This window comes from Vibrio sp. B181a, from assembly GCF_030248375.1.
In the GTDB taxonomy this organism is placed as follows: domain Bacteria; phylum Pseudomonadota; class Gammaproteobacteria; order Enterobacterales; family Vibrionaceae; genus Vibrio; species Vibrio campbellii.
The window spans coordinates 34,088-48,654 of record NZ_JAHGAD010000011.1 but is presented as its reverse complement, the minus strand read 5'-3'; the positions used below and the strand labels follow the sequence as shown (position 1 = coordinate 48,654).

Sequence of the window (14,567 nt, the reverse complement as noted above, 5' to 3'; positions counted from 1 at the left end):
CGAATAAAACTCGATTAAAATTGAAGCAAGTATTTCACGTTCCACAGTACAAAAAACACTCACAATTAATCCTATTATCAATGAGGGTAATGTCGCGCAACACCTATGTAACATTGACCGAGTTTACGTTTATGCCTCAACCGTTTCGTGCCGTGATAGCAGTCACATAACCTAGAATTTCTATGCTCTTGTGTGCATTACCGGAGAAAAAACCCAAATACATCAATTTTTCTGCCATAAGGCTCCCCTACACTAACCCTACTACTTTTGAGGGATTGCCTTAAAACCCTTCCCTCACACTCACAATAACAAGCGGATTTCCGCAATCACACACTGGAGGATAACTGTGCAAATTATCACCACAGATATCGCAGTCATCGGCGCAGGCGGCGCTGGTCTTCGTACTGCTATTGCAGCGGCTGAAGCAAACCCGGACTTAGAAGTAGCACTTATTTCTAAAGTTTACCCAATGCGCTCCCACACGGTTGCTGCAGAAGGTGGCTCAGCAGCAGTTATCAAGGATGAAGATAGCTTAGACAACCACTTCAACGACACTGTTGGCGGTGGTGACTGGCTATGTGAACAGGACGTTGTTGAATACTTTGTAGAGAACGCGACTCGCGAAATGATCCAAATGGAGCAATGGGGTTGCCCATGGAGTCGTAGAGAGAACGGTGAAGTCAACGTACGCCGCTTTGGTGGTATGAAGGTTGAACGTACTTGGTTCGCTGCAGATAAAACTGGCTTCCACATGCTTCACACACTATTCCAGACGTCGATGAAGTACGACAACATCAAGCGCTTTGATGAGTACTTTGTTGTTGACTTGCTTGTTGATGAAGGTGAAGTACAAGGTCTGATTGCAATCCACATGTCTGAAGGTGAACTAGTAACGATTAAGGCGAAGTCTGTCGTACTAGCAACAGGTGGCGCAGGTCGCGTTTACCACTGTAACACCAACGGCGGTATCGTAACGGGCGACGGCATGGCGATGGCTTACCGTCACGGCGTTCCTCTACGTGATATGGAATTCGTTCAGTACCACCCAACAGGTCTTCCTGGCACAGGTATCCTGATGACTGAAGGTTGTCGTGGTGAAGGCGGTATCATCGTCAATAAAGACGGCTACCGTTACCTACAAGACTACGGCATGGGCCCAGAAACTCCAGTGGGTCAACCTAAGAACAAATACATGGAACTTGGTCCACGTGACAAAGTTTCTCAAGCTTTCTGGCACGAACAACAGAAAGGCAACACCATTAAACACCCTCTTGGTGATGTAGTGCATCTAGACCTTCGCCACCTAGGTGAAGAGTACCTACAAGAGCGTCTACCGTTCATCTGTGAGCTAGCGAAAGCTTACGTGAACGTTGACCCTGCAAAAGAGCCAATTCCAATTCGTCCAACGGTTCACTACACCATGGGTGGTATTGAAACCAACGGCGAATGTGAAACTCGTATTAAAGGTCTATTCGCGGTTGGCGAATGTGCGTCTGTTGGTCTTCACGGTGCAAACCGTCTAGGTTCTAACTCACTGGCTGAGTTCGTAGTATTCGGTCGCGTTGCAGGTGAACAAGCGGTGAAACGCGCGGCAGAATTCAAAGGCTGGAACGAAGAGTCTATCGCGACTCAGGTGAAAGCAGTTGAAGACCGCATTGCTGCTCTAATGAACCAAGAAGGTGATGAAAACTGGGCAGATATCCGTACTGAAATGGGTCACACCATGGAAGCAGGTTGTGGTATCTACCGCCAAGAAGATTTGATGCAAGCAACGATTGAAAAGATCACTGAGCTGAAAGAGCGTTACAAGAAAATCAGCATCAAAGACAAAGGCAAAGTGTTCAACACTGACCTTCTATACGCTATTGAAGTGGGCTACGGTCTAGAAGTCGCAGAAGCGATGGTTCACTCTGCAATCCTGCGTAAAGAATCTCGTGGTGCGCACCAACGTCTAGACGACGGTTGCACTGAACGTGATGACGAGAACTTCCTAAAACACTCACTCGCTTTCTTCCAAGAAGATGCTGCACCAAGCATCGACTACAGCAACGTGAAGATCACTAAATCTCAGCCTAAAGCCCGTCTATACGGTGAAGCAGCAGAGAAAGCAGCAGCAGCAGAAAAAGCCGCTGAAGCAGAAGCGAAGAAGGCAGAGGAGCAAGCATAATGTCATCAAACCGCATTCAAAAAGTAGACATTCTGCGTTACGACCCTGAGAAGGACGCGGAACCATACACGCAAACATTCGAAGTTCCATTTGATGAAACCATGTCTGTGCTTGATGCGCTTGGCTACATCAAAGATCACCTAGATAAAGATCTGTCTTACCGCTGGTCTTGTCGCATGGCGATCTGTGGTTCTTGCGGCATCATGGTAAACAACGTGCCTAAGCTAGCTTGTAAAAGCTTCCTACGTGATTACCCGAATGGCGTGACTATCGAGCCACTAGCAAACTTCCCAATCGAGAAAGACTTGATCGTTGATATGACGCCGTTCATCGAGCGCCTAGAAGCTATCAAACCTTACATCATTGGTAACGACCGCAAACCAGAAGACGGCACAAACCTGCAAACGCCTGAGCAAATGGCGAAATACAAGCAGTTTGCTGGCTGTATTAACTGTGGTCTTTGCTACGCAGCGTGTCCTCAGTTCGGTTTGAACCCTGAGTTCATCGGTCCTGCAGCGCTGACTCTGGCACACCGTTACAACCTAGACAGCCGTGACAACGGTAAAGATGAGCGCATGAAGCTGATCAATGGTGAAAACGGCGCTTGGGGTTGTACATTCGTAGGTTACTGTTCTGAAGTTTGTCCGAAGAGCGTAGATCCTGCAGCGGCAGTAAACCAAGGCAAAGTAGAGTCTTCTATGGACTTCGTAATTGCTATGTTGAAACCTGATGGTTCACCGAAAAAAGTGGAGGCATAAGGATGAGCAACCGTAAACCTTACGTTCGTGAAGTAAAACGCACTTGGTGGAAGAACCATCCTTTCTACCGCTTCTACATGCTACGTGAAGCAACTGTGCTTCCTCTTATCCTATTCACTATCTTCCTGACTTTCGGTCTAGGTTCACTAGTGAAAGGCCCAGAAGCTTGGCAAGGTTGGTTGGAGTTCATGGCAAACCCTATCGTGGTAGCGATCAACATCGTTGCACTACTAGGTAGCCTATTCCACGCACAAACTTTCTTCAGCATGATGCCACAAGTTATGCCAATTCGTCTGAAAGGCAAACCAGTGGATAAGAAAATCATCGTTCTGACTCAGTGGGCAGCAGTTGCGTTCATCTCACTGATCGTTCTCATCGTGATGTAAGGAGCTTGAGTAATGAAACCGAATTATAGTGTTAATACAGCACCGAAACGTTCTGATGAGCCAATCTGGTGGGGTCTATTTGGTGCCGGTGGTACTTGGTTCGCAATGATCACGCCAATCACGGTACTCGTACTCGGCATCCTAGTTCCACTAGGTGTGATTGATGCAGAAGCAATGAGCTACGAGCGCGTGTCTGAATTCGCAACTAGCATCATTGGCGCACTGTTCATCATCGGTACGCTAGCGTTGCCAATGTGGCATGCAATGCACCGTGTACACCACGGCATGCACGACCTTAAATTCCACACAGGTGTGGTAGGTAAGATCGCATGTTACGCATTTGCAGGTCTTATCTCTGCACTGGCTGTTGTCTTTATCTTCATGATTTAAGACGCTGACGGAAAATGAAAAAAGCTGGCACCTCGCCAGCTTTTTTATTGCCTGTTATTTGTGTTTATCGTCAGCGCTATTCGTTTTAGACACTATTCAATAAAGGTCGCGATTTCATCCAGTGACTTTTTGTGCATTGCATGTTCTGGAATGGTTGCGTCTTCTTCCGGATAACCGGTCACAATCAACATATATGGACGATCGACATCGTTGTCTCGCCCACAAATCTTACTCAAGAAGCTCATCGGCTTTGGCGTGTGTGTCAACGTCCCCAAACCTGCATTGTGCAGTGCTTGAAGTAAAAAGCCTGTGGCAATCCCGACTGACTCGTGCACGTAATAGTTAGTTTGTTCCCCATCGTTACTCATGCCGCCCTTCTTCTGCGAAAACACCGCAATCAACCACGGTGCTTTTTCTAGATAAGGCTTACTGGCATTGGTACCGAGTGGCTTCAGTGCATCTAACCATTCTTGCCCAGCTCGACCTTCATAGAAAGAACGTTCTAATTCTTCAGCGGCTTGGCGGATCTGCCCTTTCACTTCCGCACAGTTAATCGCAACAAAATGCCAAGGCTGATGGTTTGCCCCACTCGGAGCTGTACCTGCTGCTCGAATGCAGTGCTCAATCACTTCTTTCGCCACTGGACGATCAGAGAAACTGCGAATGGAATGACGGCGTTGAAGTTGCTCAAGATTATGTACAGCTCTTGCTGCCATTTCTTGTGGTGGGTATTCAACAAAATCATTGAGTGGGTGATGTTGTTCTTGATTCGACATAGTGCTTCCTTGCGCTTGTTGGGTGTCGATTTACTATAGCCACAAATTTCACCCTCGCCTTTTTATCTTCTTAAAATCAATGTGATATTGAGATAAAGCGCAAATATTCAGCAATAGATAACCAACAAAAAAGAGAGGCCGATAACACGTATCAGCCTCTGCATTACTCTGATTTGTACAGTTGTCAGAGCTTTTGGTCACCCATGATCTTTTTGCTTTTTTAGCTTTTGACCACCCATGATCTTATTGCTGTGTGACCTTCTTGGTTTGGTCCATTAAGCCCAATGCGCCAAAGCCAGTAATGACATCAAGGTTGGTTTTAAGACCTGTTTCTTCACCACCACCGATGTAGTTTTGTGGCATCTGCACTTGGAAGTTTTGCAGGTTGTTATACAGCGAGTTCGCCACATCTCGGTTCAACTCTGCCAAGTACACTTCTCGGTTTGCACCCAGTGCCGCATACTTCGCTTTCAAGACTTCCGCTTCTGCACGACCTTTTTCAAGAATCGCTTTTGCTTCAAATTCCGCAGACAAAGCATTGGCTTTTTGAATCGCTAGGTTAGCTTCCGCTACTGCTAGCTCTTTCTCTTTCTCCACCTCAGCCAGTCGCTTAGTTTTCTCTACTTCAACAATTTCACGCTCCGCAATTTGACGCGCAACTTCGACTTCTTTTTGCTGTGCGATGATCGCGAGCTCTTTGCTACGCTGAGCATCTTGTACTTCACGAGTACGTTGAATCTCTTTACGTAACTGCTCAGTCTCTGCTTGTGCTTTGGAGGTCTCTTGCTCCTGAATCGCACGAATACGGTCGGCAACTAGACGCTTCTTATCTGCCAACAACTGATCAAGCTGTTTCTCTGGCTGCGGGTCACCGATGGTCACCTGCGTCACTTGAATACCGTATTGCTGTAGCGGGTTATCCTGTCGGATTGGTTGCCCCGTTCCATCCACAACCGGAACCGTTTTCCACACCAATTGGTTAGTACGTTGCAGTTGGTTCGCGTTCGACTGATTCGCGCCTACTGGAGCAAGGTCTAGCTCTTCCACTTCGACCTGACGACGTTCAGTCAGATAAATACCTTCACGCAGCTGGTCACCCAATTTGGATTTGAACTGGTTCAAACCACCTTGGAAGAACTCTTCACCCGTGTACTGGGTTGCGGTAATCACCGTCACATTACGCGCGTTCTTCACCAGCAGTGCATCGATAAGGTTGCTGTTGTTACGGAACTCTTTATGCATCTTCTTAACCGCTTCAGGGTCATTGCTGAGCTTGAAGCGGAATGTCACTGGGATCTGACCAATATAGGTATCGGCAAAGCGAACCTGCACTGCATCAAGGCGTTGATAAAAATCCTCGCCCTTACTGTTACCAAATGACACGGTGATCACTTGGTCATACTTGGTGATTTTGGACAAAAACGGCATACGAAAATGAATGCCCGGCTCCGTGAATACGTCCAATTCACCGGTAATGTTGTTCTGGTGCACATAGCTGTAACCCGCATCGGTCATCAGCACTGAGCTATTAATCGTTAAGCCGATTGCCAGCAGCGGAATACCAAATACGGCTGCTTTCAATCCTTTATGTAGTAACTGACGTCTCTCTTCCACTTTTAAACCTCGTCCTAAGCCTCTGCTTTCCATTTTGTTCTCCTTTTGGGTTGTCATTGAGTTAAATCGATAAAAATCAAATTGCTATGCAACTCTCTGACAACGAGGACTAATGTATCAAATTGTGACATTAAGAAATAATCGAAAGATTCATGGAATTAATAAGATTTTTACGAATAATACAAAATCACCGATAATTTGCGGCAGATATCGATTTTTGACGGTAGGGATGAGGGTGAGGAGAATGACAGGTAATAAAAAAGGCCGCCGAAGCGACCTTTTTCATCGAGTACGTTTGGGTGAATTACTTCACACGACCTACGTATTCAGCAGTACGAGTATCAACTTTGATCACTTCACCAATTGCGATGAATAGTGGAACACGTACAACAGCGCCAGTTGATAGCGTCGCTGGTTTACCACCAGTACCTTGAGTATCACCTTTTAGGCCTGGATCTGTATCTGTAACTTCTAGCTCAACGAAGTTTGGTGGAGTCACAGTAATTGGGTTACCGTTCCAAAGCGTGATCATACAAGTGTTGTTTTCTACCAACCACTTAGCGTTGTCGCCAACTGCTTTCGCGTCTGCAGCGATCTGCTCGAAAGTTTCGTTGTTCATAAAGTGGTAGAATTCGCCGTCTGAATATAGATAATCTAGGTCGATATCCATTACGTCTGCCACTTCACAAGTGTCACCAGACTTGAATGTTTTCTCTAGCACTTTACCAGAAAGAAGTTTACGAATTTTAACGCGGTTGAACGCTTGGCCTTTACCTGGTTTAACGTATTCGTTTTCCAGAATTACACAAGGCTCGTTATCAAGCATTAACTTAAGGCCGCCTTTAAATTCATTGGTGCTAACTGTAGCCATTTTTTCCTCTTACATTCTTAGAGCTAAATTCAATGCCGCACATAATAACCCGAAAAGTCGAATCTGTTGAGCAAAACTGGCTCAAACAGTTAGCGAATGGGATCTCTGATCCTGCAAAATTGCTGGAAATGTTGGAAATAGATCCATCGCCATGGCAAGACGGGTTTGCTGCACGCAAGCTGTTTGCACAGCGTGTACCGCAAAGTTTTGTCGATAGGATGGAAAAAGGCAATCCTTACGATCCACTTTTGCGCCAAGTTTTACCTTTGAGCGAAGAGTTTGAGGTCCATGAAGGCTATTCCAATGATCCTTTGGAAGAACAAGACAACGACATCCCAGGCTTGCTGCACAAATACCGCAACCGCGCCTTGATGATCGTGAAAGGTGGCTGCGCGGTGAATTGCCGTTACTGCTTCCGTCGTCACTTCCCTTATCAAGAGAATAAAAGCGGCAAGCAAGCATGGACAAAGTGCTTAGAGTACATGGCGCAGCAACCAGAGCTTAACGAAGTGATCTTCTCTGGTGGCGATCCCTTGATGGCAAAAGACGATGAGATCCACTGGTTATTAGAGCACATCGCACAAATCCCACACATCAAACGCTTGCGTATTCACAGCCGTTTGCCAGTGGTGATTCCTGCTCGTATCACTGATGAGCTATGCCAACTACTTCGCGCTTCTCGTCTGCAAATCGTGTTGGTGACGCACATCAACCACGCTAACGAAATCAACGCTGAATTTACCGCTCAAATGGCGAAACTTAAGCAAGCCGGAGTGACATTGCTAAACCAAGCCGTATTGCTTAAAGACGTCAACAGCAGCATTGAAGCACAAGTTGCATTAAACGAAGCCTTGTTTGATGCGGGCATTTTGCCTTACTACTTGCACGTATTAGATAAAGTCCAAGGTGCGGCGCACTACTTTATTTCCGATGAAGAAGCCAAAACAATCATGCGTGGTGTGGTCACGCGAGTTTCCGGTTACCTAGTACCTAAGCTAACCCGTGAAATTGGCGGTCGTCCAAGTAAAACACCTCTGGATCTGCATCTAGAGTAAGTTGCTAGCCGTATAAAGGTTGTCGTTACGAGCAAAAGCTTTTGTTCGATCGAACGGTCTTATCTATGCATACTCCGCAAATTTGGAGGTTAAGATGCAAACAACTTTTGAACACTATTTCGATCTTGGCCCATTCAGTTGGGCGGCATTACTTTGCTGTGCTATCAATGGTTTGATGATCGGTATAGAACGTCAGACACGAGGTAAACCCGTTGGTATTCGTACCGCAATTTTAGTTATCTCAGGTACTTACCTATTTATGTCAATGGCGGTATCGCTCTCGCCAAATACATTAGATCAAGCTCGCGTGTTGGGTCAAATCATCACGGGTGTTGGCTTTTTAGGTGCCGGTGTGATGATGACTCAAGACGGCAAAATCCATGGCGTAACTTCTGCAGCCGTGATTTGGGTATTGGCAGGATTGGGCTTGATGATTGGTTTAGGTTACTTATCGCAGTCGATCATCATTACCGTATTGGCACTGACCGTTTTGCTCGGCGTGGACCGAGCCGAAAATCGGGTCAAAGCGCTACGTCGTGGTGTGCACCAGAAAATGCAGCAACGAAAAACATCAACGCGTTTAATCAAATAGGCAGCTCAATAAAAAAGACCCCAACATCATGCTGGGGTCTTTTTGTATCTGGCGTTAAGTTAGGAAGGTTACTTAACTTTTGGCGAAGCTCGCTGATTATTTAGCGAAGTTCACGATTGGGAAACACTTGAAGAAGCCGTTGTCCGCACAGTTTAGAAGACCAATTTGAACGCCGTCGATTTGGTCTGTCATGTTGAAGAAACCTAGCTGGAAGTTAGATTTTTTAGAGATACTTGCCAGACCGATGTCTGCCATTGTGTAACCTTCAGAGTAGTTCACAGCACTCCAGTTTAGACCTTCAACGTTGTTAGTCACGTTTACCGCACCTAGGTTAAGACCCGTAGTTTGGCCTTGGTTCCAGTTGAATAGACCTAGAGAAACACCTTTCATTTCTTGGTTTACTTTAGACGCACCAAAGAAAAGGCCGAAGTTAACACCCGTTGTGCGGTCTGTTTCAGACATACCTAGTAGAGAGAAGTCGACACCTTTCACTTCGTTCACTTGACCGTGAAGAACCGCAAGACGAACACCACCAACAGAAGAGTTAGAAGGTGCGTTAGTGTTATCGATAGTCGAGAACATAACTGGCGTGCTGTCAGCAAGGGCAACAGGTGAAGCAATAGCGGCTGCAACAGCCAGTGACGTCATTAGCTTTTTCATTTTCATCTCCATTGGGGATTGTTAATTTACAACATAGTGTAATGTACAGATTTTGCTCCACTTTATCTCGATAAATGTTAGCTGGAAGTCATATTTAACCGCTTGAAGAATAAAGCAATTAATTCACCAAACTTATTTTTCTGCTTTTTCCCTGACCATTTGCGCACAATAGCCACACAATTGCGTATTTTTAAACCAATTTCACTCACACAATTACACTTAGTAAATAAAGGGATAAAATTTCATATTTGGAAGCAAAAGTGGAGATTGACCACCTCTAGCACCTACTTTCCTTTCTCACACCAAAAACGCAGATACAAAAAAACCGAGGCATTCACCTCGGCTTAATAGTTTGGTTTGGTCGGTTGTCTTTAAGCTATAACGTCTTAGAGCAAAGAGAAAGCGCGGAGTTTACGCACGTAAATGAGCACTTTCGATGCCGCTATCAGGCGTTAGAGTGACAAGACAAGCAGCAAATTACATCATGCCGCCCATACCACCCATACCGCCCATACCACCCATGTCAGGCATACCTGCGCCATCTTTTTGTGGTAGGTCAGTAACCATCGCTTCAGTTGTGATCATTAGACCTGCTACTGATGCTGCGAATTGTAGTGCGCTACGAGTTACTTTAGTTGGATCAAGGATACCCATCTCTAGCATGTCGCCGTATTCGCCTGTTGCGGCGTTGTAGCCGTAAGAACCTTCACCCGCTTTCACGTTGTTCGCTACTACTGACTCTTCGTCGCCTGCGTTCTTCGTGATTTGACGGATTGGTGCTTCCATTGCACGTAGTGCAACGCGGATACCAACGTTTTGCTCTTCGTTGTCGCCTTCTAGGTCAACAATCTTAGATGCAGCGCGGATCAGCGCAACACCACCACCAGCAACTACGCCTTCTTCAACCGCTGCGCGAGTCGCGTGTAGTGCGTCTTCTACGCGGTCTTTCTTCTCTTTCATTTCAACTTCAGTTGCTGCACCAACTTTGATTACTGCAACACCGCCTGCTAGCTTAGCAACGCGCTCTTGTAGTTTCTCTTTGTCGTAGTCTGAAGTTGCATCTTCGATTTGCTGACGGATTTGAGCAACACGACCTTGGATCATTGCTTCTTCACCCATGCCATCGATGATGGTTGTGTTTTCTTTTGTGATTGCAACGCGCTTCGCTTGACCTAGGTCTTCTAGTGCTACTTTTTCTAGCTCTAGACCCACTTCTTCAGAAATCACGATACCGCCCGTTAGGATAGCGATGTCTTGTAGCATTGCTTTACGACGGTCACCGAAACCAGGTGCTTTTACTGCTGCTACTTTAACGATGCCACGCATGTTGTTCACAACTAGTGTTGCTAGTGCTTCACCTTCTACGTCTTCAGCGATGATCAGTAGTGGGCGAGATGCTTTTGCTACTGCTTCTAGTGCTGGAAGAAGTTCACGGATGTTCGATACTTTCTTATCGATCAGAAGGATGAATGGGTTTTCTAGCTCAACGCTGCCTGCTTCTTGGTTGTTGATGAAGTAAGGAGATAGGTAACCGCGGTCGAACTGCATACCTTCTACTACGTCTAGCTCATCTTGTAGTGCTTGACCTTCTTCAACAGTGATAACACCGTCGCGGCCAACTTTTTCCATTGCTTCAGCAATGATGTTACCTACGCTTGAGTCAGAGTTCGCAGAGATAGTACCAACCTGTGCGATTGCTTTAGTGTCGTTACACTCAACAGATAGCTCTTTTAGTTGCTCAACCGCTGCGATAACTGCTTTGTCGATACCGCGCTTAAGGTCCATTGGGTTCATACCCGCTGCAACTGCTTTTAGACCTTCGTTTACGATTGCTTGCGCTAGTACGGTTGCTGTTGTTGTACCGTCACCCGCTGCGTCGTTTGCTTTAGACGCAACTTCTTTAACCATTTGTGCGCCCATGTTCTGGAATTTGTCTTCCAGTTCAATTTCACGCGCTACTGATACACCATCTTTAGTGATCGTTGGTGCACCAAAAGATTTGTCTAGAACTACGTTACGACCTTTAGGACCCAGTGTTACTTTTACTGCGTCAGCTAGAACGTTTACGCCTTCTAGCATTTTAACTCGTGCGTCATTACCAAATTTAACGTCTTTAGCAGCCATCTTTGATTTCCTTTCTAAATTCTGTTTTCGATTTCGTTTTTGAATCTGAGCAAAAAATTACTCAATGATTGCTATTACTCAACGATCGCCATGATGTCGTTTTCAGACATTACTAGCACTTCTTTACCGTCGATTTTTTCAGTCTTAGTGCCGTAGCCTTCAGCGAAGATAACGGTATCACCAACTTTAACGTCCAATGGTAGCACTGTGCCGTTTTCTAGGATGCGGCCTTTACCTACAGCTAGAACAACACCACGTGTCGATTTTTCCGCAGCAGAACCAGTTAGAACGATGCCACCCGCTGACTTTGATTCAACTTCTTTACGTTCTACGATAACTCGGTCATGTAATGGACGAATGTTCATCGGTCGTCTCTCCTGAAAGTTTCCATGTTTATTTGATAATTGCCCGCTCTGGGGCACGTGATCTGTATATAAGGGGCAAACCCAGCGATCCCAAGGGGTAGACGTGAATTTTTTGTGACTTAGTTAAAATAACCAGCAGCCAAGCAACGGTTTGCGCGCGAAATGCTCACTCGCCGAGGCAACGGCTTTCTTGTATCCTTGCACTTCCCTCACCAGATAGACATCAAAAATGCTGGAAAAGAACAAGCCGGACAATCAGGCCCAAGACAAACATGGTTTGCTGACCGCGCCCATTCCCGACACATTACGCAAAATGACCATCCCGATGACGATGGGCATGATCGCGATTTTGATGTTTAACTTGGTCGATACCTTTTTCATCTCGCTATTGGGTACCGAAGCGCTGGCGGCGATCAGTTATACCTTCCCAGTCACCTTTGCGGTGAACTGCATCACCATGGGCATTGGGATGGGCCTGTCGACCAATATCGGCCGCTTACTTGGCCAAGGGCAATCTTCCCAAGCCGCTCGCTTTACCAGTCATGGCTTACTGCTTGCCGTTGCTCTAGTCACTATCGCTTCGACATTGGGCTTCTTTACTATCGAACCTTTGTTTAGCTTCCTAGGCGCAAAAGAAGACTCCATCCCACTGATTGAGCAGTATATGCAGGTTTGGTATTTGACCATTCCTCTGTTAGTGATTCCAATGGCGGGCAACAGTGCCATTCGAGCCACAGGTGACACCAAAACTCCTGCGAAGATCATGATGCTCGCAGGGCTGATTAACGGCATTCTCGACCCTTTACTGATCTTTGGCTATGGCCCTTTCCCTGAGCTCGGCATTCAAGGCGCCGCGATTGCTAGTGCATTCAGTTGGTTTGGTGCGTTATGCGGTTCTTTCTATGTATTGATCAAACGCGAAAAACTGCTTGCCGCACCGCAATGGTCGCTCATCAAACAAGACTGGCAGCAAACACTTAAGATAGGCACACCCGCCGCCCTATCGAATGCCATGACGCCACTCTCTGGGGCAATTCTGATGATGATACTTTCCAGTCACGGTACCGCAGCGGTGGCCGCTTATGGCGCGGCGCAGCGTATTGAGTCAATTTTGATTCTGGTGCTGATGTCCCTTACCTCTGCACTCACCCCGTTTATGGCGCAAAACTTTGGTGCCAATAACCCTGCAAGAGCATTCGCAGGCTGGTTCCTCAGTATGCGCTTTGCGGTGGTGTTTCAAGGCTTTATCTTCTTGATGATGGTGCCTCTCAGTATTCCTCTCGCCGCGCTGTTCTCCCAAGAAACGGCAGTAAAAGACTTGCTGTGGCATTACCTTTTAGTCGTGCCATTTAGCTATGGTTTCCAAGGCATTGTGATGATGTTAGTCAGTGGCTATAACGCGATGCACAAACCGCTGCGAGCCTTCCAATGGAGCTTTATGCGCTTATTTGTCTTCACTTTGCCTGCGGCATGGATTGGCAGCCAACTGTACAGCATCGAAGGTTTATTTATTGGTATTGCACTGGGCAACATACTGGGTGGATTACTGGGTTATCTGTTCGCTCTACGTGAGCGTCGCTTAGCATTAACTGAACCATCAGGTTCTTAATCCAGAAACGCCAACCTAACTGAATGTTAGATAATAAAAAACCGCGGATGACCGCGGTTTTTTTTGATTTTGACTTTATCAAGCGAGCTTAGAATAGCTCTTCAGCAACTTGGTATAGGTCGTTGCGTACTGGACGCTTCATGTTCTCGATTGCATCAATGATGTCGTGGTGAACCAATTGCTCTTTCACGATACCAACACAACGGCCGCCGTGGCCTTCCATCAGTAGGTGAACGGCGTAGTTACCCATGCGAGATGCTAAAACACGGTCGAATGCTGTTGGACGACCACCACGCTGGATGTGGCCAAGAACCGTTGCGCGAGTTTCACGACCTGTCGCCGCTTCAATCTCTTTCGCTAGTTCGTTTGCATCCATCATCAGCTCAGTTAGCGCGATGATTGCGTGTTTCTTACCTTTCGAGATGCCATCTTGAATGTTGCTGATTAGCTTCTCTTTATCTAGGCCTGTTTCTGGAGTAATGATGTACTCACAGCCACCTGCGATTGCAGACATCAGAGTCAGGTCACCACAGTGACGACCCATGATTTCTACGATAGAAATACGCTGGTGAGAAGAAGACGTGTCGCGTAGACGGTCGATTGCATCGATAACTGTGTTTAGTGCTGTTAGGTAACCGATTGTGTAATCTGTACCTGCGATGTCGTTATCGATTGTGCCTGGTAGACCGATACATGGGTAACCCATTTCAGTCAGTTTCTTAGCACCCATGTAAGAACCGTCACCACCGATAACAACTAGTGCATCGATACCGTGTTTTTTCAGGTTCTCAATCGCTTGTTCGCGTACTTCCACTTCCTTGAATTCAGGGAAGCGAGCAGAGCCTAGGAATGTACCACCTTTGTTGATCACATCTGAAACGCTAGAACGATCTAGCTTCTCGATGCGGCCCTCGTATAGACCTAGGTAGCCATCGTAAACACCGTAAACTTCCAATCCCTCAGATAGTGCTGTACGAACTACGCCGCGTACTGCAGCGTTCATACCAGGTGCGTCACCGCCACTTGTTAAAACACCGATCTTCTTAATCATGCTCACCCTCGATCTTTGGCAATCAATTTATTTAATTTTCTTCTAGGCCCCTTGTTACCAAGCAACCTGCATAATCCAGAACTGTGCGTTATGTTACATTTCCTCTACAGGAATACCAATGAAAACACACTTTTTTATGTAACTTTTCT

14 protein-coding genes are annotated in these 14,567 nt (G+C 46.4%); 7 read left to right on the top strand and 7 right to left on the bottom strand.

What is annotated here, in order from left to right; all coding sequences use genetic code 11:
- Nucleotides 1-346 precede the first annotated feature (346 nt).
- The 4 genes from frdA to frdD are packed head-to-tail and all read left to right on the top strand — an operon-like array spanning nucleotide 347 to nucleotide 3,701.
- Complete coding sequence (gene frdA / locus KIO97_RS05800; protein WP_285381450.1) at nucleotides 347-2,167, top strand: fumarate reductase (quinol) flavoprotein subunit; 1,821 nt, start codon at nucleotides 347-349, stop codon at nucleotides 2,165-2,167.
- The gene (locus tag KIO97_RS05795) at nucleotides 2,167-2,925 is read left to right on the top strand and encodes a succinate dehydrogenase/fumarate reductase iron-sulfur subunit (protein WP_005425032.1); all 759 of its coding nucleotides are present in this window, start codon (nucleotides 2,167-2,169) and stop codon (nucleotides 2,923-2,925) included. The genes frdA and KIO97_RS05795 overlap by 1 nt, the downstream gene beginning before the upstream one ends.
- 2 nt (nucleotides 2,926-2,927) lie before the next feature.
- The gene (gene frdC / locus KIO97_RS05790) at nucleotides 2,928-3,311 is read left to right on the top strand and encodes a fumarate reductase subunit FrdC (protein ID WP_005425044.1); all 384 of its coding nucleotides are present in this window, start codon (nucleotides 2,928-2,930) and stop codon (nucleotides 3,309-3,311) included.
- Nucleotides 3,312-3,323: 12 nt separating this feature from the next.
- A complete protein-coding gene (gene frdD, locus KIO97_RS05785; protein ID WP_005425034.1) occupies nucleotides 3,324-3,701 on the top strand; it encodes a fumarate reductase subunit FrdD in 378 nt (125 codons plus the stop codon).
- Between the two features lie 92 nt (nucleotides 3,702-3,793).
- On the opposite strand, the gene KIO97_RS05780 is transcribed toward frdD, so the two are convergent.
- The 3 genes from KIO97_RS05780 to efp all read right to left on the bottom strand — a co-directional run bounded on the left by KIO97_RS05780 (nucleotide 3,794) and on the right by efp (nucleotide 6,962).
- The gene (locus KIO97_RS05780) at nucleotides 3,794-4,477 is read right to left on the bottom strand and encodes a nitroreductase family protein (RefSeq protein WP_005425037.1); all 684 of its coding nucleotides are present in this window, start codon (nucleotides 4,475-4,477) and stop codon (nucleotides 3,794-3,796) included.
- A 243-nt stretch (nucleotides 4,478-4,720) separates the two neighbouring features.
- Nucleotides 4,721-6,124 carry an SPFH domain-containing protein gene (locus KIO97_RS05775; protein WP_005425046.1) on the bottom strand — a complete coding sequence of 468 codons (1,404 nt, stop codon included), beginning with the start codon at nucleotides 6,122-6,124 and terminating at the stop codon, nucleotides 4,721-4,723.
- A 271-nt stretch (nucleotides 6,125-6,395) separates the two neighbouring features.
- Nucleotides 6,396-6,962, bottom strand: coding sequence for an elongation factor P (gene efp / locus KIO97_RS05770; protein WP_005425036.1), 567 nt, complete (start codon nucleotides 6,960-6,962; stop codon nucleotides 6,396-6,398).
- A 32-nt stretch (nucleotides 6,963-6,994) separates the two neighbouring features.
- Between efp and epmB the strand changes: the two genes are divergently transcribed.
- Together epmB and KIO97_RS05760 are read left to right on the top strand one after the other, a co-directional pair.
- Nucleotides 6,995-8,017, top strand: coding sequence for an EF-P beta-lysylation protein EpmB (gene epmB / locus KIO97_RS05765; protein WP_285381448.1), 1,023 nt, complete (start codon nucleotides 6,995-6,997; stop codon nucleotides 8,015-8,017).
- A gap of 94 nt (nucleotides 8,018-8,111) precedes the next feature.
- Nucleotides 8,112-8,609: an MgtC/SapB family protein gene (locus KIO97_RS05760; RefSeq protein WP_285381446.1), complete on the top strand. Its 498-nt coding sequence runs from the start codon at nucleotides 8,112-8,114 to the stop codon at nucleotides 8,607-8,609.
- Between the two features lie 96 nt (nucleotides 8,610-8,705).
- Here KIO97_RS05760 and KIO97_RS05755 read toward each other — a convergent pair whose 3' ends face one another.
- The 3 genes from KIO97_RS05755 to KIO97_RS05745 all read right to left on the bottom strand — a co-directional run bounded on the left by KIO97_RS05755 (nucleotide 8,706) and on the right by KIO97_RS05745 (nucleotide 11,758).
- Nucleotides 8,706-9,269 (bottom strand): VC2662 family protein, encoded by a 564-nt coding sequence (locus KIO97_RS05755; RefSeq protein ID WP_005425048.1) that lies wholly within the window; start codon nucleotides 9,267-9,269, stop codon nucleotides 8,706-8,708.
- 477 nt (nucleotides 9,270-9,746) lie between these two features.
- Nucleotides 9,747-11,393 (bottom strand): chaperonin GroEL, encoded by a 1,647-nt coding sequence (gene groL / locus KIO97_RS05750; RefSeq protein ID WP_005425042.1) that lies wholly within the window; start codon nucleotides 11,391-11,393, stop codon nucleotides 9,747-9,749.
- A gap of 74 nt (nucleotides 11,394-11,467) precedes the next feature.
- The gene (locus KIO97_RS05745) at nucleotides 11,468-11,758 is read right to left on the bottom strand and encodes a co-chaperone GroES (RefSeq protein WP_005381516.1); all 291 of its coding nucleotides are present in this window, start codon (nucleotides 11,756-11,758) and stop codon (nucleotides 11,468-11,470) included.
- A gap of 229 nt (nucleotides 11,759-11,987) precedes the next feature.
- Between KIO97_RS05745 and KIO97_RS05740 the strand changes: the two genes are divergently transcribed.
- Complete coding sequence (locus KIO97_RS05740; protein WP_050905328.1) at nucleotides 11,988-13,367, top strand: MATE family efflux transporter; 1,380 nt, start codon at nucleotides 11,988-11,990, stop codon at nucleotides 13,365-13,367.
- 88 nt (nucleotides 13,368-13,455) lie between these two features.
- On the opposite strand, the gene pfkA is transcribed toward KIO97_RS05740, so the two are convergent.
- On the bottom strand, nucleotides 13,456-14,418 hold the full coding sequence (pfkA, locus tag KIO97_RS05735; RefSeq protein ID WP_005425040.1) for a 6-phosphofructokinase: 963 nt from the start codon (nucleotides 14,416-14,418) through the stop codon (nucleotides 13,456-13,458).
- Nucleotides 14,419-14,567: the final 149 nt, after the last annotated feature.